Origin of the sequence: Chryseobacterium nakagawai (assembly GCF_900637665.1) — a bacterium.
GTDB classification, from domain to species: domain Bacteria; phylum Bacteroidota; class Bacteroidia; order Flavobacteriales; family Weeksellaceae; genus Chryseobacterium; species Chryseobacterium nakagawai.
Genome location: NZ_LR134386.1, coordinates 3,426,227 through 3,445,375, shown reverse-complemented (window position 1 = coordinate 3,445,375; position 19,149 = coordinate 3,426,227). Strand labels below are relative to the sequence as shown.

The 19,149-nt window shown below is 34.7% G+C and carries 23 protein-coding genes and 1 CRISPR repeat array; of the genes, 13 read left to right on the top strand and 10 right to left on the bottom strand.

Going from position 1 to position 19,149, the window contains the following annotated elements:
• A complete protein-coding gene (cas1, locus tag EL260_RS15585; protein ID WP_123856219.1) occupies positions 1-894 on the top strand; it encodes a type II CRISPR-associated endonuclease Cas1 in 894 nt (297 codons plus the stop codon).
• On the top strand, positions 891-1,229 hold the full coding sequence (gene cas2 / locus EL260_RS15580; protein WP_034678328.1) for a CRISPR-associated endonuclease Cas2: 339 nt from the start codon (positions 891-893) through the stop codon (positions 1,227-1,229). Before cas1 ends, cas2 begins: the two co-directional genes overlap by 4 nt.
• A 57-nt stretch (positions 1,230-1,286) precedes the next feature.
• Positions 1,287-2,642: a CRISPR direct-repeat array (repeat unit 47 nt; unit sequence GTTGTGACTAATCACGAAGATAATAATTTTTGAAAGCAATTCACAAC).
• A 643-nt stretch (positions 2,643-3,285) separates the two neighbouring features.
• On the opposite strand, the gene EL260_RS25610 is transcribed toward cas2, so the two are convergent.
• Positions 3,286-3,447, bottom strand: coding sequence for a bacteriocin-like protein (locus EL260_RS25610; RefSeq protein WP_164466527.1), 162 nt, complete (start codon positions 3,445-3,447; stop codon positions 3,286-3,288).
• A gap of 305 nt (positions 3,448-3,752) precedes the next feature.
• Between EL260_RS25610 and EL260_RS15575 the strand changes: the two genes are divergently transcribed.
• The gene (locus EL260_RS15575; RefSeq protein WP_123856218.1) at positions 3,753-4,427 is read left to right on the top strand and encodes a YceI family protein; all 675 of its coding nucleotides are present in this window, start codon (positions 3,753-3,755) and stop codon (positions 4,425-4,427) included.
• 242 nt (positions 4,428-4,669) lie between these two features.
• The gene (locus tag EL260_RS15570) at positions 4,670-5,218 is read left to right on the top strand and encodes a type 1 glutamine amidotransferase domain-containing protein (protein WP_123856217.1); all 549 of its coding nucleotides are present in this window, start codon (positions 4,670-4,672) and stop codon (positions 5,216-5,218) included.
• 67 nt (positions 5,219-5,285) lie between these two features.
• On the opposite strand, the gene EL260_RS15565 is transcribed toward EL260_RS15570, so the two are convergent.
• Positions 5,286-5,642, bottom strand: coding sequence for a hypothetical protein (locus EL260_RS15565; RefSeq protein ID WP_123856216.1), 357 nt, complete (start codon positions 5,640-5,642; stop codon positions 5,286-5,288).
• Between the two features lie 141 nt (positions 5,643-5,783).
• Here EL260_RS15565 and EL260_RS15560 point away from each other — a divergent pair, with 141 nt between their 5' ends.
• Positions 5,784-6,035 (top strand): DUF1294 domain-containing protein, encoded by a 252-nt coding sequence (locus EL260_RS15560; protein ID WP_123856215.1) that lies wholly within the window; start codon positions 5,784-5,786, stop codon positions 6,033-6,035.
• 34 nt (positions 6,036-6,069) lie between these two features.
• Here EL260_RS15560 and EL260_RS15555 read toward each other — a convergent pair whose 3' ends face one another.
• Positions 6,070-7,641, bottom strand: a complete 1,572-nt coding sequence (locus EL260_RS15555; RefSeq protein WP_123856214.1) for a right-handed parallel beta-helix repeat-containing protein — start codon at positions 7,639-7,641, stop codon at positions 6,070-6,072.
• A gap of 212 nt (positions 7,642-7,853) precedes the next feature.
• Here EL260_RS15555 and EL260_RS15550 point away from each other — a divergent pair, with 212 nt between their 5' ends.
• The 6 genes from EL260_RS15550 to EL260_RS15525 all read left to right on the top strand — a co-directional run bounded on the left by EL260_RS15550 (position 7,854) and on the right by EL260_RS15525 (position 15,101).
• The gene (locus EL260_RS15550) at positions 7,854-8,060 is read left to right on the top strand and encodes a bacteriocin-like protein (RefSeq protein ID WP_123856213.1); all 207 of its coding nucleotides are present in this window, start codon (positions 7,854-7,856) and stop codon (positions 8,058-8,060) included.
• Positions 8,061-8,195: 135 nt separating this feature from the next.
• Positions 8,196-10,001, top strand: coding sequence for a translational GTPase TypA (gene typA, locus EL260_RS15545; RefSeq protein ID WP_123856212.1), 1,806 nt, complete (start codon positions 8,196-8,198; stop codon positions 9,999-10,001).
• Positions 10,002-10,141: 140 nt separating this feature from the next.
• Positions 10,142-11,755, top strand: coding sequence for a glycoside hydrolase family 10 protein (locus EL260_RS15540; protein ID WP_123856211.1), 1,614 nt, complete (start codon positions 10,142-10,144; stop codon positions 11,753-11,755).
• Positions 11,756-12,095: 340 nt separating this feature from the next.
• A complete protein-coding gene (locus EL260_RS15535; RefSeq protein ID WP_123856210.1) occupies positions 12,096-12,647 on the top strand; it encodes a ferritin in 552 nt (183 codons plus the stop codon).
• A 199-nt stretch (positions 12,648-12,846) separates the two neighbouring features.
• The gene (ychF, locus tag EL260_RS15530; protein WP_123856209.1) at positions 12,847-13,938 is read left to right on the top strand and encodes a redox-regulated ATPase YchF; all 1,092 of its coding nucleotides are present in this window, start codon (positions 12,847-12,849) and stop codon (positions 13,936-13,938) included.
• Positions 13,939-14,024: 86 nt separating this feature from the next.
• Complete coding sequence (locus EL260_RS15525; RefSeq protein ID WP_123856208.1) at positions 14,025-15,101, top strand: hypothetical protein; 1,077 nt, start codon at positions 14,025-14,027, stop codon at positions 15,099-15,101.
• Positions 15,102-15,563: 462 nt separating this feature from the next.
• On the opposite strand, the gene EL260_RS25605 is transcribed toward EL260_RS15525, so the two are convergent.
• The 3 genes from EL260_RS25605 to EL260_RS15510 are packed head-to-tail and all read right to left on the bottom strand — an operon-like array spanning position 15,564 to position 16,150.
• Positions 15,564-15,725: a hypothetical protein gene (locus EL260_RS25605; RefSeq protein WP_164464481.1), complete on the bottom strand. Its 162-nt coding sequence runs from the start codon at positions 15,723-15,725 to the stop codon at positions 15,564-15,566.
• A 33-nt stretch (positions 15,726-15,758) separates the two neighbouring features.
• Positions 15,759-15,917 (bottom strand): bacteriocin, encoded by a 159-nt coding sequence (locus tag EL260_RS15515; RefSeq protein ID WP_123856206.1) that lies wholly within the window; start codon positions 15,915-15,917, stop codon positions 15,759-15,761.
• Between the two features lie 26 nt (positions 15,918-15,943).
• Positions 15,944-16,150: a hypothetical protein gene (locus EL260_RS15510; protein WP_123856205.1), complete on the bottom strand. Its 207-nt coding sequence runs from the start codon at positions 16,148-16,150 to the stop codon at positions 15,944-15,946.
• A 144-nt stretch (positions 16,151-16,294) separates the two neighbouring features.
• Between EL260_RS15510 and EL260_RS15505 the strand changes: the two genes are divergently transcribed.
• On the top strand, positions 16,295-17,233 hold the full coding sequence (locus EL260_RS15505) for a helix-turn-helix domain-containing protein (protein ID WP_123856204.1): 939 nt from the start codon (positions 16,295-16,297) through the stop codon (positions 17,231-17,233).
• 87 nt (positions 17,234-17,320) lie between these two features.
• Positions 17,321-18,085, top strand: a complete 765-nt coding sequence (locus EL260_RS15500) for an SDR family NAD(P)-dependent oxidoreductase (RefSeq protein WP_123856203.1) — start codon at positions 17,321-17,323, stop codon at positions 18,083-18,085.
• A 97-nt stretch (positions 18,086-18,182) separates the two neighbouring features.
• Here EL260_RS15500 and EL260_RS25600 read toward each other — a convergent pair whose 3' ends face one another.
• The 4 genes from EL260_RS25600 to EL260_RS15490 form a co-directional block, all read right to left on the bottom strand.
• Complete coding sequence (locus EL260_RS25600) at positions 18,183-18,356, bottom strand: hypothetical protein (protein WP_164466525.1); 174 nt, start codon at positions 18,354-18,356, stop codon at positions 18,183-18,185.
• A 202-nt stretch (positions 18,357-18,558) separates the two neighbouring features.
• Entirely contained in the window at positions 18,559-18,714 is a 156-nt protein-coding gene (locus EL260_RS25595) for a hypothetical protein (RefSeq protein ID WP_164466524.1), read from the bottom strand.
• Positions 18,715-18,742: 28 nt separating this feature from the next.
• The gene (locus EL260_RS15495) at positions 18,743-18,937 is read right to left on the bottom strand and encodes a bacteriocin (protein WP_123856202.1); all 195 of its coding nucleotides are present in this window, start codon (positions 18,935-18,937) and stop codon (positions 18,743-18,745) included.
• Between the two features lie 30 nt (positions 18,938-18,967).
• Positions 18,968-19,138: a bacteriocin gene (locus EL260_RS15490; protein WP_123856201.1), complete on the bottom strand. Its 171-nt coding sequence runs from the start codon at positions 19,136-19,138 to the stop codon at positions 18,968-18,970.
• Between the last annotated feature and the right edge of the window lie 11 nt (positions 19,139-19,149).

The window sequence follows — 19,149 nt, the reverse complement described above, 5'->3', positions numbered from 1 at the left end:
ATGATTACCCGTTCCATTTATATCGGCAATCCCGCTTATCTCAAGCTCAAAGACGAGCAGATGAAGATTCTTTGCCCGGAAACCAAAGCAGAGAAGGGAAGTGTACCTGTGGAGGATTTAGGATTACTAATGCTGGATCATTTTCAGATCACGGTTTCACACCAGCTCATCCAAAAAATGATGGGCAATAATGTAGTAGTGATAAGTTGTGACTCGCATCATTTGCCACATGGAATAATGCTTCCGATGTATGGACATACCGAACATTCTGATAGAGTAAAAGACCAGCTGGAAGCCAGCGAACCCCTCAAGAAACAGCTTTGGAAACAAACCGTAGAATGTAAAATTGAAAACCAAAAAGAAGTTCTCCGAATATTGGGAAGCTATTACGAGCCGATGATAGATTATCAAGCCAACGTAAAAAGCGGTGATATCACCAATATGGAAGGCATTGCCGCACAACATTACTGGAAATATCTTATCAGTCTGGATTTTCTGAGGCAGCGTTTTGGAGATTCACCCAATCAGTTTTTCAATTTCGGATATTCGGTTCTCAGAAGTATTGTAGCAAGAGCAATTGTTGAAACCGGGTTGCTTCCTGTTCTCGGAATTTTCCATAAAAATAAATACAACCCTTACTGTTTGGCCGATGACCTAATGGAACCTTATCGCCCTTTTGTTGACATATTAATAATGCACTGGCTTGCAATTCATTCAGAAACGGAAGAATTAACTAAAGAATTTAAAGCTTTTATCTTACAGATTGCAACCAAAGATGTGAAAATAGACGATAAAACCAGACCGTTACTAGTTGCAATAAAAACAACAGCTACATCACTGTATAAATGTTATACGGGAGAAAAACGTCTGATCTCTTATCCTGAACTGATATGAATGCCGAAAGGTTTAACGCTTACCGAATTATGTGGGTTTTAGTATTATATGATCTTCCGACAGAGACTAAGGCCAATATGAAGGATGCGAATCGTTTTCGTAAATCTTTGCTTGATGATGGTTTTACATTATTTCAGTTTTCAATGTATGTAAGGCATTGCCCAAGTCGTGAAAATGCTGAGGTTCATATTAAAAGAGTGAAGTTTATGCTACCAAAAGCAGGTAAAGTCGCCATTATGTGCATTACTGATAAACAGTTTGGTGACATTGAAATATTTTTCGCCAGAAATAAAGAAGAACCTCCTCCAACCTTTCAACAGCTCGAATTATTCTAAATTTTGAATCCTAAAAACAAAAACAATCTATTGATTTTCAGTAGATTGTTTTTTGAGGTTGTGACTAATCACGAAGATAATAATTTTTGAAAGCAATTCACAACTTTGTAAGGCTTACAGTATATTTTATTTTTGTTGTGACTAATCACGAAGATAATAATTTTTGAAAGCAATTCACAACTCAAGGGAAATATTGGTAATTATCTGTTCAGTTGTGACTAATCACGAAGATAATAATTTTTGAAAGCAATTCACAACTGATAATATGTTCTTGCGAAAATGTACTATGTTGTGACTAATCACGAAGATAATAATTTTTGAAAGCAATTCACAACTCCTTCAATTGAAGAAAAACCCCAATATTAGTTGTGACTAATCACGAAGATAATAATTTTTGAAAGCAATTCACAACGGTACATGCTGTACAAATTCACATCTGCATGTTGTGACTAATCACGAAGATAATAATTTTTGAAAGCAATTCACAACATACTTTCTACGGTTGCAAATACTATTTTCGTTGTGACTAATCACGAAGATAATAATTTTTGAAAGCAATTCACAACATTATTGGATTGCCGGATCGAATAATATTCGTTGTGACTAATCACGAAGATAATAATTTTTGAAAGCAATTCACAACTGACTCGCCATAATAAAGCGACTGATCTCGGTTGTGACTAATCACGAAGATAATAATTTTTGAAAGCAATTCACAACCGGATTGATTAACCACTAAAAAACAATACAGTTGTGACTAATCACGAAGATAATAATTTTTGAAAGCAATTCACAACTCTGTAAACTTGTTTGAAATTTGACGATCAGTTGTGACTAATCACGAAGATAATAATTTTTGAAAGCAATTCACAACCATTAAAACAGATAGGATTTTTCAAATGAAGTTGTGACTAATCACGAAGATAATAATTTTTGAAAGCAATTCACAACAGACCCTGTGCATTTTCAGCAGATTGACCAGTTGTGACTAATCACGAAGATAATAATTTTTGAAAGCAATTCACAACTACACTTAAGAGCCTCTTTTCTTTTAGCCTGTTGTGACTAATCACGAAGATAATAATTTTTGAAAGCAATTCACAACTATAAATTAGTTTTTATAATTCGTCTTAAAGTTGTGACTAATCACGAAGATAATAATTTTTGAAAGCAATTCACAACCTTTGAGCTGCGTCGATAACGTTTTCCATAGTTGTGACTAATCACGAAGATAATAATTTTTGAAAGCAATTCACAACATGTCTTGCCACTCACCTACGACTTCAGCAGTTGTGACTAATCACGAAGATAATAATTTTTGAAAGCAATTCACAACATAAAAGACGTTGGGACTTAAAACATTCATGTTGTGACTAATCACGAAGATAATAATTTTTGAAAGCAATTCACAACTACTTTTCCTTTTCAGCTTTTAACCTAATTATTGTGACTAATTACAAAGACAATAATTTTGAAATCAATTCACATGTAAATGACTCTATTGAAGTAATAAAAAATAGAATAATGTGATCATTAAAAAAATATAAACAGTTATTACCTTTGATTGCTCAAAATTCATATTTTAAACAAACATTTTTATGTCTTCAATGTCTTGGGAGGTTTTTCATACCACAAAAAGAACGATTTCATTAAACAGTGACGTAATTGGCACACGCATTGTTAATGTTAAAGCAAGTTTTGAAGAGAAAACTTTGTTTAACACCACATCACTTTACTAATAATTCATTTTGAACTTTTGCCTCCCTATTGACACGGGAGGTTTTTTCTTTTATTCATTCACTTTTGTGGAAATAATTTAACGATTTATTATATTATTGCAGTGATTGGTTCCTGCAGACAAATGCTAGAATGGTGTGGAAATGAAAGTATTGCATTTTATGCATGTAAGTATTATATTTACTTTATAATTCCTCTAATAAATAGAGTTTATGATTAGTTTTAATCCTCGGAGAGATCCGGGGATTTTTTTGTACGCTTTGGTCTCAATGAAATGAATATAAATAAAGAAAGAAATCCCTCTAGCGAGGGATCTTATTTATGGTACATAGGGAATACATCTACAAGAGCAAGGTATACCAAGCTCTGCATCACATATAGCCATGTCATCGCAAGTATACAAATAGCCGGCTGGACAATAATCAATTCCTCCTTTAATAGCTTTTAGATTTTCTCTTGTGATTTTTTTTAATTGTTTCATAGTATAATTTTAATTTGTAAGCGCTAAATATATAAATTATTCTTGGTTGAGGGATTTAACATATAAATATTTTTGGGAATATCTGGATGTAGTTTTAAAACCAACCAATTTTCCTATGGGTAGCATAAAAATCAAAATAGGTTGATGAAATAAATATTTTCAATTTTCGTTTATTTCTTACCATGTTACAATTCCTAACATGGGTAGCGAAATTTACATTTCTTGATGTATGATAAGAGAAGACCCATAAGGTTTTTCTATTTTTGTACCCGAAAACAATAAACTTTTTTAAACAGTTCAATAATATGAAAAAAATTAGCGTAATCGCATTAGTAGCAGTAGGATTGTTAGCTGCATCATGTAACAGTAAAGAAAAAACAGATACAGCAGTAGCTACAGAACAGACTGTTGCAGAAAGTAAAGGTGAAGTATTGGCAGTAGATACTGCAACTTCTTTAGTGAATTGGAAGGCTTTCCACAAAGGAGGAATGGCTCCACGTTGGGGGACTCTTACTGTAAAGTCAGGAGATCTTAGCGTTGATGGAGGTCAGGTTTCTGCAGGAAACTTTGTAATTGATATGAATTCTATTAAAGTAGATCCTGCTTCTGTTACAGAAAAAGATAAAAAACCGGCAGATCTTGAAGCTCACTTAAAGAATCCTGATTTCTTTGATGTAGCGAAAAACCCTACTTCAGACTTCAAAATTACAAGTGTTACGGATTTAAAAGAAACTCCGAAAGACGCTGTGGCAGGAGCTAATAAAACAGTAAGTGGAAACCTTACTTTGTCAGGAAAAACTATGAACGTTACTTTCCCGGCTAAAGTAGACGTAGCTGAAGGTACGGCTGCTATTCAGGCTAAATTTACTGTAAACAGAGCTGATTGGGGAATCAAATTCGGGACTTCGGAAGCTGATCCTGCTGAATGGATGATTAGCAAAGATATCGAAATTGCGATTGACGTAAAAGCAAAGAAATAAAGAAATAAACTTTCTATAAATCAAGAGCTGCCTGATAAAGGCAGCTCTTTTTCTTTTCCCTAGTAGAACAGGAGAGTAATGAAGTAAGGAATAATATTTCATAACCTTTTTTCATTAAAAGTCCTTCCAAAAGAGTGATTTATTTTTTTACAGATCATCTTAACCTTATTTTAGGACTTGATAACGCATGGACGGCATTATTTTTTCTTTCCATTAGAGATAACATCCAAAATCATAATATCATGTCAAAAAAAATTGCAATTCTAGCTACTAACGGCTTTGAAGAAAGCGAACTTCAATCACCTAAAGAGTATTTGGAACAACAGGGATGGACTGCTCATGTGGTAAGCCCTGAAGGAGAAACAATCAGATCATGGGCAGAAAAAGATTGGGGGAAAGATTACCATGTTGACAAAACATTGAATGAGGTAACCGCTTCTGAATATGATGCTTTAGTTTTACCCGGCGGGGTTATCAATCCCGATCAATTAAGAACAAATGGGCAGGCATTGTCATTTGTAAGAGATTTTTTTATACAAAATAAACCTGTTGCAGCCATTTGCCACGGACCACAAATTTTAATCAATGCAAAGGTTGTTAAGGGAAGAAAGATGACTTCCGTAAAATCAATCAGTAAAGATTTGATAAATGCCGGAGCCCATTGGGAAGATAGTGAGGTGGTGGTTGATAATGGTCTGGTGACCAGCAGGACACCAAAAGATCTTCCTGCTTTTAATGCTAAAATGGTAGAAGAATTTAAAGAAGGAAAGCATGTAAGTCAAGGTTTATAGCCACACTAAAGATGAAGATATAAGGCCCGGAAATTCAAATTCCGGGCCTTGATTATGAATGATGCTGTTAATTAAAAATCCATGAATTTTGAATCCGTACACAATATTCACTTCCCAAATACAAAGGGTTACCATGTTTTTCAGACCAGAATCCATCCAGTATGTCCTGACTCAAACAACGGTATACCGCAACACCTTTATAGATTTTGTGGTCATCACCTTCATAATTAAAGTTAAGCACTAAAATATGGTCTTTATAAAATCCGGTTCCATTCTGGATATGGTCACCAATCACCCATTGGGCAATGATGCGGGCATTTTCATCAACGGATAAAATTAAGGTACCCTGATAAGAAACCTGGTCAGATGCCTCCTGATTGCTTCCTTTGATAGAATAGGTGCCTGCCAAATCATGTACTGTCATTGATTCATTTTTTATGGGTGTCAAATTTAAAGAAACTTACTCTGATAAACCGTACAAATATTACGTTGGAAAAAAGACATTAACCAGATGGTTTTCTCTATGTATAAATTAAACTTATTTTTGCAGCAAATTAATTTTATAATGATTCCTTTTCTGTTAATTACTAACCTTATTACCTTCGGCGTTTTCGGATTTGATAAACTGCAGGCCAAAAGACATCAGTGGCGGATTTCTGAGAATGTTCTTTTAGGTCTTTCATTGATAGGGATTATAGGTGCTGCTGCAGGAATGATTATTTTCAACCATAAAGTTTCTAAAAAATCTTTTCTTGTAAAGTTTTTTATAGTGCTTTTAATTGATGTTGTATTATTGTACAGGCTAATAAGACATTGATAAATAAAAAACAGCCTTAATGGCTGTTTTTTTATTAATTGTTAATAATACCAAATGGCTTCCATGTATTCGTTCCATCAGTTGTGTTGACCCACCCGATTGGCATATTAACAGAAGGACCGGTATTCAGAATAATATCACCTCGCTTCCAGTCAGGAGAAGAAACCGAAGGAAAAGTATCTGCATAAGTTATTTTTACTTTTCCCAAATGAAGAGAATCATTCAAGTTTTGATAGTAAACCGTTCCCAGGTTGTCATTGGTAATAAAATTACCTATAATATTGGGACTAATGCCAGATAAGCATTTATTGTGGGTAATGGTTGTCTTTAATCCGGAATCTGCTCTGATATCATATACTTTGAAATTTTTAATTGAATTTCCCCTTACATCATCATAAAGAGATTCCTTTCCCATAATATTAACGCCAATGGAGGTGTCATCCGGTATTGCATTGTCGTAAATTAATATATCATTGTCAATAATTTTATTTCCTCTTGTAAATGACGAATTCTTGATGCTATTGGCTAAATAGATTCCGTATCCGGGGTGGGAAAGTGCAATGTAATTACTGTTAATATTCCAGTTATGGCTCTCCGCTCCAATCACAATTCCAATATGTCTGCAGAAATCAATCATACTGTTGAGTACATTAACGTGAGAAGTTTTTTCAGCGTAAATTCCCTGATAAACATTAAAGATAAAAGTATCAATAATTCTCCAGCCTTCTTGTGAAGTGCTTCCTTCAAAAAAGATACCTTTACTGCCAGGTATATCTATAAGTTCTTCCTCATTTGTCTCCTCGTTTATTACTTTGACATCTATCGAAATGCTGGTATTGTTGGAAATTTCATTGTTCACGGAATTGTTTTTGATATGCATTCCTATCTGACAATTACCAATTTTTACAGTCTGAATTTGGGAAGACCAAAGATAATTTGCTTCCAGTCCTGTTTGATAACCATTGATGGCAAGATTTTTTAAAATAATATCATAAGCATGAACCTCCGGTGTTCCGATTATTTTAATACCGGTAACATTATTAGGAGTGGTTGTGTAAAGAGTCGCATTATAAATTCCGAATCCTTCCAAAACAGTACCCGAAGCATTGGTTGTGATCTCTTTCCCATTAATAACAGTCTTGTATGCGTTAATGATAATACCATGATTATTGTTGGTTATAAGAAAAGGGGGAAGACCTATTGTACTTTTAGTAGAGGAACCTGTAATTTTAATGGCTTTATTGATCTGTAAAGGCTGATAAAGCATATATCTCCTGTTATCAAGCTTCAGAACCTGTCCGGCTTCCATTTCATCAATCAGCTTTTGGATTTCAACGGAATCATCGGTCATGCCATCTCCACGAACATCTGCAATTGTAATAGAAATATCATCAGTAATAATTCTTTTATAGTATGAAACCGGACCATTGCCGTTTTTTTTAATGCGGTATAGGTATTTTCCATCAGGAACAGGAAGATCTTGTTTTTTAAAATTGGCAATTTCACCACTGAAAGGATCAATCAAACTTACAATGTTAAGATCCGAAGCAGGATCTGAAGATGAAAAAAAAGAATCAATGGTTAAAAGATTTAAATTGTTTGTCATTTTTTTGTTTTTGGTGATTAATAATAGGATAATACTCTTGCAAGAATGTATTGAGACAAAGATAAAATGGAGTAGCGACAGAACTTGACGTGTAATATTTTATTATAGCATAGTGGAAAGAGCTAGATTTTAAATTTAGTTATGATTAAAAAACATTTTTTGAATTCCGTTTTTTCTTACATTTATCATTCAACAACAAAAACAATATAACTATGAAAAATGTAAGAAAAATTACCAGAAGTGAAATGAAAACACTGACAGGAGGAATTGCAAAAGGAATGGTAAGATGTAAGGATCCCGATACTTGTATATTGAGATGGGGATGGCCTACAGGATCTTCAAGTAATTGTGATGAAATGGCCATTATTTGTGGAGATGCACCAGCAGTTGATCCATGTGATTCGTCTTTATGTCCATAACCATTTAAGAGTGTTTTTTCAACACTCTTTTTTTATACCTCTGTAAACGTGTATTTTAAACAGAATGTTAATTATTTATCCAATAAAATTGTTTTTCATTAAAAATCACTATTTTTGCACTCGTAAAAATCCTATATGCAAAACATTAGAAATATTGCGATTATCGCACACGTTGACCACGGGAAGACGACTTTGGTTGACAAAATCATCCACGCTACTAACATTTTCAGAGAAAATCAGGAGAGTGGAGAATTAATTATGGATAACAATGATCTTGAAAGAGAAAGAGGGATCACCATCTTATCCAAGAATATTTCTGTTACTTATAAAGACACTAAAATTAACGTAATTGATACTCCTGGTCACGCGGATTTCGGTGGAGAAGTAGAAAGAGTATTAAAAATGGCTGACGGGGTTATTTTGTTAGTGGATGCGTTCGAAGGACCAATGCCACAGACAAGATTCGTACTTCAGAAAGCTTTAGAATTAGGATTGAGACCATTAGTGGTTATCAATAAAGTAGATAAACCAAACTGCCGTCCGGACGAAGTTCACGACCAGGTATTTGATTTATTCTTCAACCTTGAAGCTACTGAAGAGCAATTAGATTTCCCAACATTCTACGGTTCTTCTAAGCAAGGTTGGTTCAACACTTCATTAGAACAAACTGAAGATATTTTACCATTATTAGATGGTATTTTACAATATGTTCCTGAACCGAAAGTAACTGAAGGTAATCTTCAGATGCAGATTACTTCTTTAGATTTCTCTTCTTTCTTAGGAAGAATTGCAATCGGAAAAGTAACAAGAGGAGAGCTTAAAGAATCTCAATGGATCGGTCTTGCTCAGGCAGATGGTAAAGTTGTAAAAGGAAAAGTAAAAGAACTTTACGTTTTTGAAGGATTAGGAAAGAAAAAAGTAACTGAAGTAAAAGCAGGAGATATCTGTGCTGTAGTAGGTTTTGATTCATTCCAGATCGGTGATTCATTCGTAGATCTTGAAAATCCTGAACCATTGGAAAGAACTGCTATTGATGAGCCTACATTGAACATGACGTTCTCTATCAACAATTCACCTTTCTTTGGTAAAGACGGTAAATATGTTACCTCTAATCACCTTAAAGAAAGATTAACTAAAGAATTAGAGAAAAACTTAGCATTAAGAGTTCAACAAACTGATGATGCAAATACGTTCCTGGTATTCGGTAGAGGTATTCTTCACTTGTCAGTTTTGATCGAAACAATGAGAAGAGAAGGATATGAGATGACAATTGGTCAGCCACAGGTTATCTTAAGAGAAATTGATGGTGAAAAATGTGAGCCTTATGAATCTTTAGTTGTTGACGTTCCTGAAGAATACGCTTCAAGAGTTATCGACTTGGCAACGCAAAGAAAAGGTGACCTTCATATCATGGAAACTAAAGGAGAGATGCAGCACATGGAATTCGAAATTCCTTCAAGAGGTTTGATCGGATTACGTTCTCAAATGTTGACTGCAACTGCTGGGGAAGCTATTATGGCACACCGTTTCACAGAATATAAGCCTTTCAAAGGAGCTATTCCTGGAAGAAATAATGGAGTGTTAATCAGCAAAACTCAAGGGCCTGCTACAGAATATTCTATTGCTAAATTACAAGACAGAGGAAAGTTCTTCGTTGATCCAGGTGAGGAAATCTATGCAGGAATGATCATTGGGGAGCAAAACAAACCAGGAGACTTAGTGGTAAACATCGTGGAAGCAAAACAGTTGAACAACATGAGAGCTTCAGGAAAAGATAAAGATACTGGTGTTGCTCCAAAAATCTTATTCTCATTAGAAGAATGTATGGAATATATCCAAGGTGATGAAGCTATTGAGGTAACTCCGAATTTCATCAGAATGCGTAAGAAACTTCTTTCTGAAGAAGAAAGAAAAAGAGTTGAAAGATCAGCGAAATCGTAATCATTTCGATTTACAATCAATATCATATAGAAAAGCCTCGAATTTTTCGAGGCTTTTTTTCTAAAGAATAGGAAAAAATGTTTATTTTTTCACAACAATATCCAAAGTATTAAAATTTAATTTAAAGTAGTTTTGCGGCTATGAAAATGAGTAAACTAAAACTTATCGTTTTAATGGGAGTTCTAGCGTCTTATAGCACCTCATGTTCTACTCAGAACAATGTAACAAAGACCCCTCCTGTTAAAAATACAACAAAACCTAATACCAATAATACTACCAATCAGCCAAAACCTCCTGTAGCAGTAAAACCTACACCGGGAACTTCAACAGAAGAAACATTCAGAACCAATCTTCCTGAAATTAACAGAGAATTCCGTGGTGCTTGGATTGCCAGTGTTGCCAATATCAACTGGCCATCTAAAAACAATCTTACGGTGGAGCAGCAGAAAGCAGAAGCTATCAGTATGCTGGATATGCTGAAAGATAATAACTTTAATGCTGCTATTTTTCAGATCAGACCTTCTGCAGATGCTTTATATACAAGTAATATAGAACCCTGGTCTTACTTTTTAACCGGAGAAACAGGAGCAGCACCTTATCCAAACTATGATCCGTTATTATTCTGGATCGAAGAAGCCCACAAAAGAGGATTAGAATTACACGTTTGGTTAAATCCTTACCGCGCTCATCACACCAATGGTGGTACGGTAAATAAAATGTCCATGGCTAACAGAATGTCTGACATTGTCGTAAGATTAAAAAATGGAATGTACTGGTTTGACCCAGCGAACCCAAAAACACAGGACCATGTATCCAATGTAGTAAAGGATATCGTAAAAAGATATGACATTGATGCCATTCATTTTGACGATTATTTTTATCCGTATGCTACTTACAACAAAGGAGCTGATTTTCCAGACTATGCTTCATGGAATGTTTATCAAAGCAATGGCGGAACTTTATCAAGAGCAGACTGGAGAAGAGATAATGTAAATAAATTTGTAGAACGTATCTACAAAGAAATTCATGCAGAAAAAAATAATGTAAGATTTGGAATCAGCCCATTTGGAATCTGGAAACCAGGATATCCGGCAGGAATTGTAGGATCTTCACAGTTTGATGAGCTGTATGCGGATGCCAAATTATGGCTAAATAAAGGTTGGGTAGACTATTTTTCTCCACAATTGTATTGGCCGATTGATTCAAAAGGGCAGGGCTTTGAAGCATTGCTAAATTGGTGGCAGTCCGAAAATACAATGAAACGTCACTTATGGCCTGGTTTAAATACCGTTGAGATTAAAACGTATGACCGTCCAACAGAAATCAAGAACCAAATTGATATTTCCAGAAAGATCCTCAAAAATGATGCAGGTGAAATTCATTGGAGTATTGCAGGATTAACTAAAAATCCGGGAATGCTGCCGACCCTGAAAAACGGACCTTACAGTGAAAAAGCATTAATTCCGAAATCTCCATGGATCAAAACCGTTCCTTTGCAGACTCCCACCTTATTTATTAGTGATAACGGAAGTTTTGCACAGACAAGATGGAGTACAAAAAATGCTTCAGAAGTTTTCCAATGGGTACTTTTCAGCCAGTATGACGGAGTATGGCAAACCGAAATTTTACCATTGGATACCCTTTTTAAAGATGTTCCTAAGTTCAAAAATGGTAAAAAGTTGAATGGAGTGGCGATCAAAGCTATTGACAGATTAGGAAACGAAAGTGATTACATGGCAAAAAAAGTCAAATAAAGAAAAACTAAAGACCGTATTGTAAAGGTCATTAAAGTTTTAATAAATATAAAAGGGTTTAACTTAAAGTTGAACCCTTTTTATTTTTTTATTTGAACCTTTGTACAGAAAAGGTGAATCAGTTTCAAAGCCTGGATGCAAAGCAGTGTTAAACATCTTTTGATTAAGAAAATTTCAAAAATTTTATGCCGTTTTATTTTAGAATAACTATAAATTATTAGCTTAAAATAAAGAAAATCAATATGATATATATTGGTTTGAGTTGGTTTTAAGTAAATTAAGAACCTTAGCGGAATCATTTTTGCATGATTAGTTCCATAATCACCAAAATATAACATTTATGAATACTAACAGACTTTCCGCAAAAGTGGAAAAAGCACTTAGTGACCAGATGAACAAAGAAATTCATGCATCACACATTTTTCTATCGTATGGAATTTGGGCCGATGATAAAGGCTATCAAGGGATTGCTAATTTTCTTTACCGTCATTCTCAGGAAGAAAGAAACCATTCTATCAAGTTCATGGAGTACATTTTAAATAGAGGTGGAAAGCCCAAAGTAAATGCTATTCCGGCCCCTCCAGCCGATCCGGAGACACTCACAGCCTGTTTTGAAGGCGTTTTTAAACATGAAGTAGACAATACTACTGCCATCTACAAAATTGTAGATCTTTCTATGGCAGAAAAAGACTGGGCAACCTGGAATTTTATGCAGTGGTTTGTACAGGAACAGATTGAAGAAGAAACATTAGCTCAAAACCTTATCGATAAATTAAAAATTGCAGGGGGCGACAGAGCTACAGATGAATCTTTATTTACTTTGGATAAAGCTTTACAGGAAGCACCGAATGATGTACCATTGGCTCAAGAAGCCACAGGAAATAACCCATAAAAATTAATCAGTAGCATAAAACTGTTTGAAAATCTGTCAGAACGCTGGCAGATTTTTTTTATTATGAAACTCCCTTAAAATTCACTATCTTTGCACGCTGAAAGTTCAGGAATCAGTAACGAGGGTAGAAGGAACCAAAACTTTATACTCTCAACTTTGAACTTTCAAACCCTAAACCTTAAACTTTGAATTTTACAATATGAAATGTGGAATCGTAGGCCTTCCGAATGTAGGTAAATCAACACTTTTTAACTGTCTGAGCAACGCAAAAGCTCAATCAGCAAACTATCCTTTCTGTACTATTGAACCGAATCTGGGAACCGTTTCAGTGCCGGATCAGAGATTATTTGAACTGGAGAAAATCGTAAAACCCGAAAGAGTTTTACCAGCTGTAGTTGAAATCGTTGATATTGCAGGTCTTGTAAAAGGTGCCAGTAAAGGAGAAGGACTAGGGAATCAATTTCTTGCTAATATTCGAGAGTGTGAGGCGATCATCCACGTTTTAAGATGTTTTGATAATGGAAATATCATTCACGTAGAAGGTTCAGTAGATCCATTAAGAGATAAAGAAATTATTGATATAGAATTACAACTGAAAGACCTTGAAACAGTAGGAAAAGCAGTTGAAAAAGCTAAAAAATTCATCAAATCCGGTAAGAAAGAAGATATCCTTACTTACGAAACCCTTCAGAATTTACAGAAATTTCTTGAAGATGGGAAAAATGCAAGAGAATTTGCAATGGATGATTTTACAAAGTCAATTATTGCTGAAGTTCAGCTTTTAACCAATAAACCAGTACTTTACGTTTGTAATGTAGATGAAAATTCTATCAAAAACGGAAACGAATGGATTGGCAAGATTGAAACGATGGCTAAAAATGAAGGGGCAGAAGTAGTTGTATTAGCTGCTCAGATTGAAGCTGATATCAACGAACTGGAAACTTTCGAAGAAAGAGAGATTTTCCTTGATGAGCTAGGTCTTACAGAACCGGGAGTAAACCGTTTGATTAGAAAAGCTTATGACCTTTTAAAGCTTCAGACCTATTTCACTGCCGGAGTAAAAGAAGTAAGAGCATGGACTATCGGACAAGGATGGACAGCTCCTCAGGCTGCTGGAGTAATCCACACAGACTTTGAAAAAGGATTCATTCGTGCAGAAGTTATTAAGTATAATGACTATATGACGTATGGTTCAGAAGTAAAAGTAAAAGAAGCCGGAAAACTTTCAGTAGAAGGTAAAGAATATATCGTTCAGGATGGAGACATCATGCACTTTAGATTCAACGTATAAGAAAAATATTAAAGTTAGTTTTATAAAAAAGCGTTTCCATACTATAATTTGGGAGCGTTTTTTGCTTTCGTGAGAAAAACTGTACTATGAAAATCATTTATTTTACGATTATTGTCTTCTTTTTTTCATGTTCAAAGCCTATTGAAGATAAATGCTTCATAGATAAGATGAATACTGAAGATGTTGTGATACAGGTTGAAGATTCCCAATCTTATACGCTAAAACAAATTCTTGCAGAAAACCCCAATTATCTAGAAATTACCAATCTTACTACATACCGGGACTTTAAAACAGACAGAACCGAATTTCGCCTTCCAATAGCGGAGTTTGGAGAAAAGGGTAAAACAACTGAAACTGGCAATACAATATTTGATGAAAAGTTTTCTGATCAGTTTATATGTTTTGCAAAACAAAATTCTGGAGATACCTTATATGGACTTGGGATGAACGGACTTGGATACTGGTTGCTAAAAATTGAAAATAATAAACCTTCTGTCTATTTTTTAGGGCTTAGTCCAAACCTGTATTATTTCAATAAAATTCAGCGGAATCCGATTGTTGAAGGAGATTATCTCCATATTGAAGGAAGTCTGGTGAAAATTGATAATCCTATTGATCGTGGTGGGTACAAAAACTATTCAGTGATTGAAGATGGCAAATTGTTTAAAATTAAACTGAAAGATCTGATACAGGATTCCGATCAGGATGGTTACAATGATATTTTTGAGAATAGTTTTGGACTCAATCCCCATGAAAAAGATACAGACGGTGATGGAATCAATGATTTTGAGGATAAGAACCCTATGTTCAGATCATCAGATAACAAATTCACCCGTCTTTATAATCAATTGGTTTCTGATACTTTTGTAGGGGCTGAAAAGTTGGATTATGAATTTCAGGTCTATCAAACAGACTGTGAATATTTTCATCAAATCAATCCTCCTCAAAAGATATTATTTGTACCTGAAGACAAAAAGAAGCAAACATATTACACCAAAGTCGCTGACATTATTGAAGAAACAATTTCTCCAATACAGAAAAATAAAAAGAACCCGAACAGTTTTTATATTTATAAAGCAGGAGCTTTCTATAAAAATGATTATTCTGCAGATTATGAAAACGGAAAGTGGGTGCTTAAAGTGGTTGGTGGATACGTTATTTAAAATAATCTGATATTTCATTTATTAAAAACAAAAGCACTTTCCAACAAGTGAAAGTGCTCAAATTATAAAAATAACAAAAGGTTGATGTTTAGTCAAATGGTGGTTCAGGTACATACCAGCACTCCCTTTCTGTGCATCCTGTTCCTGTTATCATACACCGGCCGGTTTTATAATCTATACAAGAGTATGATCCGCCGATAATGGTTTTTAATACTTTCTTATCTAATTTCTTTCCTTTATTCATAGTCATTGAATTGTGTGAATCGTTAATGAAACTAAGGAACAATTGGATTAGGTCTGCATTCTCTTTCTCCACAGCTTTTACTTGCTGTTTTGCATTGGCCGGTAAATAGGGCAATACATCCCATTAATCCTCCCATGATCACTCGTAATTCCCTTTTACTTAGTTTTTAGGATTGTTTGAGGTTGGGTTTTCCATAGTTTTCTTAAGGATATATGTTCCTATGGTTCCAATATAGGTCTGCATTGTGGTTCTGCGCATCCCAGACCAAAAGCTCTGCATTGACCAGTCATAGGGTCTATACATTGCCTTAATCCTCCTGTAATACTTCTTAATTCTCTTTTGTTGAGTTTTTTCCCGTTGTTTAAGTTTTGACTTTTCATGATTATGATTTTTAAATGTTAGATTATTATCTTTTAAAAAGGAAAAGGAGGTTCAGGTGCATATCTGCACTCTCTTTCTGCGCATCGTATTCCGGTAGCGATGCAACGTCCCGTTTCTGGATCAAGACACATCTGTAATCCACCTTTGATGGATTTTAATTCCTTTTTGTTCAGTTTTTTTCCGTTATTCATAGTATTAATTTTAAGAAGTTTGATGATTACTCTATAGTGATGGGTGCTGGTCTGCATTCTTTTTGCCCGCAGACAGGTGAAATAATGGTACAGCCATTGGGATATGGTGACTCACAAGGTTCATATGGAGTTGGACAAAGTATTGGTTCCATACAATTAAGAAGCCCTCCTCTAATCGTGGTAAGTTCTTTCTTATTCAGCTTTTTCCCGAATTGTGAAATTTGATTTTTCATTGTTTTGATTTTTAGTGAGTTAGTTACATACTAATGTAGTGAAAATATTTATTCATATATCACTTTCTGTAGAAAAAATGTAATAAATATTTTGTTTTTATTAAAAATCAACTTTGTATATTTGAATTTTACAACTTGTTGATTATGGAGACAATAGCTCACTCTTCGTTAGAAGATTTTTATAGAGAAATGACTGCCAAACTGGGGAAAAGCCTTGAGGATATTTTTCCTAAAGGCCTCCATAAAGATATTGGACATTTTAATGTATTCGATATCGCTCAAACCCTTGAAAAAGTAAGAAGTACTTCCGAAATGCCTTATAACAGACGGAAATATTACAAAATCAGTTTGATTAGAGGAAAAAACAGAGCTGAGTATGCCGATAAGATCATTGCAATAGAAAAAAATGCGCTGCTGTTTGCTACTCCTAAAGTTCCTTATCATTGGATTCCTGAAGATGGGCAGCAATCTGGAAGTTTTTGTGTATTTACTGAAGATTTTTTCATGAAAGAAGCTTCTTATAATTCCTTGGAAAGTCTGCCAATTTTTCAACCGGGAGCGGTGCCTATATTTGAAATTGAGGATGAATTGGCTGATGAAATAGAAATTCTTTTTAAAAAAATAAAAAAGGAAATTGATTCAGATTATCTATTTAAATATGATCTGATTAGGAATTACGTTTGGGAGCTTATTCATTATGGTCAAAAGCTACAGCCTGCTACAAAAATTTCAGTTTCAAAAGATGCTTCTATGAGAGTTGTATCTTTATTTATAGAATTATTAGAAAGACAGTTTCCTATTGAATCAAGAGAACAGCGGTTACAGTTGAGAGCAGCCAACGACTATGCTGAAAGATTGTCTGTACACGTTAATTATCTCAATAAAAGACTAAAAGAAAGCACCGGAAAAACGACTACAGAATTTATCGGTGACCGTATCATTCAGGAGGCAAAAATCCTATTAAGACAAACCCAATGGAATGTATCTGAAATTTCTTACACGCTTGGTTTTGAAGAAATAGCTCATTTTTCAAACTTTTTTAAAAGAAAAACGTCATATACTCCTTTAGAATTTCGTTCATGATTTGAATTTTGCAAATTTCGGATTGATTCAGGTAAACTCTTTCTGATGTAAATATTCCAACTTTGTATCACTAAAACAACCAAAAATATGGAAGCAAAAACAAAAATAGCATTGGTAACCGGGGGAAGTCGTGGCTTAGGTAAAAATTCAGCCCTTAAAATTGCCCAAAAAGGACTGGATGTTATCATTACGTATAGAAGCAATAAAGAAGAAGCAGAAGCTGTAGTTAATGAAATAAAAGCTTTGGGTAGAAAGGGAGCCGCATTTCAGCTGGATACAAAAGACCGTAAAAGCTTTGAGGCATTTGTGAAAGAAGTGACTGACCACTTAAAAGAGGCTACGGGAAATTCCCATATTGATTATCTTGTCAATAATGCAGGAACAGCTTTATATGCTCCGATTACAGAGGTTACGGAAGAGCAGATGGATGATATGCTGGATATTCATTTCAAAGGAGTATTTTTCTTAACTCAAAAATTATTGCCATTCATCAATGATGGTGGTGGGATTATTAATATCTCTTCAGGACTGGCAAGATTTGCAACACCCGGCTCATCAGTCTATGGCTCTATAAAAGCAGGAGTGGAAATGCTGACTAAATATATGGCCAAAGAATTGGGATCCAGAAAAATAAAGGCTAATGTAATCGCTCCGGGAGCTATTGAAACTGATTTCGGAGGCGGAAGAGTAAGAGACAATAAAGAAATCAATGATATGGTAGCGGGTTCTACTGCTTTAGGCAGAGTAGGACTTCCTGATGATATTGGTGGAGTAGTGGCTTTTCTTTGTACCGATGATGCTGGCTGGATCAATGGACAAAGAATTGAAGCTTCAGGAGGAATGTTTCTTTAATAAAGAAAAAAATGATTACCTATTCACTTCTCTGAATTTTTCAAACAAGACAAATAAAAAACCGGTCATGCATACCGGTTTTTATTTTTTTAGACTACTAGTCAATCGGATCAACAGGAATGGGAGGTTGACATTCTTGTTCCTTGCATCCTGGCCCATGATAATAACAATAGTCTCCGTAGATTTTACATCTTACTTCTCCTCCTCCTGTAATCATTTTCAGCTCTTTCTTGGCTAATTTCTTTCCTTTGTTTAAATTTTGATTGTTCATGGTTTGATATTTAGAGAGTTACATGCAACGAATATACGGAAAACATTAATTATAAATCCCGTAATGGAGAAAAAATGAATTTTGTGATTTTTTCAAATTATTGCAGTTGTTGTATTGTAGGGAAATACTAACATGCAAAAAAAGTCTATCTCAGAAAGAAATAGACTTTTTAAATATAATAAAGAGCTTTATAAATCTAGATTTAAAGAGGGGCTTTGCATTCCTGTTCAGCGCAGAATGTTCCATATTGCTTACACTCTGTAAAACCTTCCGGTCTGCAAATTCTTAGACCTCCTTTGAGGGTACTCAATTGTTTTTTGTTCAATTTTCTTCCGTTGAGCTGAATGTTGTTTTTCATAGTTTAGATTGTAATAAATTGATGGTTATTAAGGTCTGCATATTTTTTGTCCACAATAAGGAGAAATCATGGCACAGCCATTCTCGTCAACATTGGAATGGCACGGCTCCATATGAGGAAGGCAGATTTCCTGAGCAGGCATACAGTCCAGTAGACCTCCTGCAATGGTTTTTAATTCCTTTTTAGTAAGCTTTTTTGCTTGTAGAGAAGTTTGTTTTTTCATAATAGTGATATTTTGATTATTGTTGTAGAATTAATTCCAAGGCTCCTGGGGTTGATCTGGTTTACATTGATCTTCCGCGCATTTAGGATGATACTGTCTGCATCGTAATGAAGGATCCAGACACATCAAGAGTCCTCCATGGATGGTTTGCAGCTCTTTTTTATTCAGTTTCTTTGCTTTTGATACGGTTTTGCTTTTCATGATTCTGATTT

What these genes read in the sequence shown, in the direction of transcription:
- cas1 (WP_123856219.1), top strand. Translation starts at nt 1, where the DNA reads ATGATTACCCGTTCCATTTATATCGGCAATCCCGCTTATCTCAAGCTC.
- cas2 (WP_034678328.1), top strand. Translation starts at nt 891, where the DNA reads ATGAATGCCGAAAGGTTTAACGCTTACCGAATTATGTGGGTTTTAGTA.
- EL260_RS25610 (WP_164466527.1), bottom strand. Translation starts at nt 3,447, where the DNA reads ATGAAACAATTAAAAAAAATCACAAGAGAAAATCTAAAAGCTATTAAA.
- EL260_RS15575 (WP_123856218.1), top strand. Translation starts at nt 3,753, where the DNA reads ATGAAAAAAATTAGCGTAATCGCATTAGTAGCAGTAGGATTGTTAGCT.
- EL260_RS15570 (WP_123856217.1), top strand. Translation starts at nt 4,670, where the DNA reads ATGTCAAAAAAAATTGCAATTCTAGCTACTAACGGCTTTGAAGAAAGC.
- EL260_RS15565 (WP_123856216.1), bottom strand. Translation starts at nt 5,642, where the DNA reads ATGACAGTACATGATTTGGCAGGCACCTATTCTATCAAAGGAAGCAAT.
- EL260_RS15560 (WP_123856215.1), top strand. Translation starts at nt 5,784, where the DNA reads ATGATTCCTTTTCTGTTAATTACTAACCTTATTACCTTCGGCGTTTTC.
- EL260_RS15555 (WP_123856214.1), bottom strand. Translation starts at nt 7,641, where the DNA reads ATGACAAACAATTTAAATCTTTTAACCATTGATTCTTTTTTTTCATCT.
- EL260_RS15550 (WP_123856213.1), top strand. Translation starts at nt 7,854, where the DNA reads ATGAAAAATGTAAGAAAAATTACCAGAAGTGAAATGAAAACACTGACA.
- typA (WP_123856212.1), top strand. Translation starts at nt 8,196, where the DNA reads ATGCAAAACATTAGAAATATTGCGATTATCGCACACGTTGACCACGGG.
- EL260_RS15540 (WP_123856211.1), top strand. Translation starts at nt 10,142, where the DNA reads ATGAAAATGAGTAAACTAAAACTTATCGTTTTAATGGGAGTTCTAGCG.
- EL260_RS15535 (WP_123856210.1), top strand. Translation starts at nt 12,096, where the DNA reads ATGAATACTAACAGACTTTCCGCAAAAGTGGAAAAAGCACTTAGTGAC.
- ychF (WP_123856209.1), top strand. Translation starts at nt 12,847, where the DNA reads ATGAAATGTGGAATCGTAGGCCTTCCGAATGTAGGTAAATCAACACTT.
- EL260_RS15525 (WP_123856208.1), top strand. Translation starts at nt 14,025, where the DNA reads ATGAAAATCATTTATTTTACGATTATTGTCTTCTTTTTTTCATGTTCA.
- EL260_RS25605 (WP_164464481.1), bottom strand. Translation starts at nt 15,725, where the DNA reads ATGAAAAGTCAAAACTTAAACAACGGGAAAAAACTCAACAAAAGAGAA.
- EL260_RS15515 (WP_123856206.1), bottom strand. Translation starts at nt 15,917, where the DNA reads ATGAATAACGGAAAAAAACTGAACAAAAAGGAATTAAAATCCATCAAA.
- EL260_RS15510 (WP_123856205.1), bottom strand. Translation starts at nt 16,150, where the DNA reads ATGAAAAATCAAATTTCACAATTCGGGAAAAAGCTGAATAAGAAAGAA.
- EL260_RS15505 (WP_123856204.1), top strand. Translation starts at nt 16,295, where the DNA reads ATGGAGACAATAGCTCACTCTTCGTTAGAAGATTTTTATAGAGAAATG.
- EL260_RS15500 (WP_123856203.1), top strand. Translation starts at nt 17,321, where the DNA reads ATGGAAGCAAAAACAAAAATAGCATTGGTAACCGGGGGAAGTCGTGGC.
- EL260_RS25600 (WP_164466525.1), bottom strand. Translation starts at nt 18,356, where the DNA reads ATGAACAATCAAAATTTAAACAAAGGAAAGAAATTAGCCAAGAAAGAG.
- EL260_RS25595 (WP_164466524.1), bottom strand. Translation starts at nt 18,714, where the DNA reads ATGAAAAACAACATTCAGCTCAACGGAAGAAAATTGAACAAAAAACAA.
- EL260_RS15495 (WP_123856202.1), bottom strand. Translation starts at nt 18,937, where the DNA reads ATGAAAAAACAAACTTCTCTACAAGCAAAAAAGCTTACTAAAAAGGAA.
- EL260_RS15490 (WP_123856201.1), bottom strand. Translation starts at nt 19,138, where the DNA reads ATGAAAAGCAAAACCGTATCAAAAGCAAAGAAACTGAATAAAAAAGAG.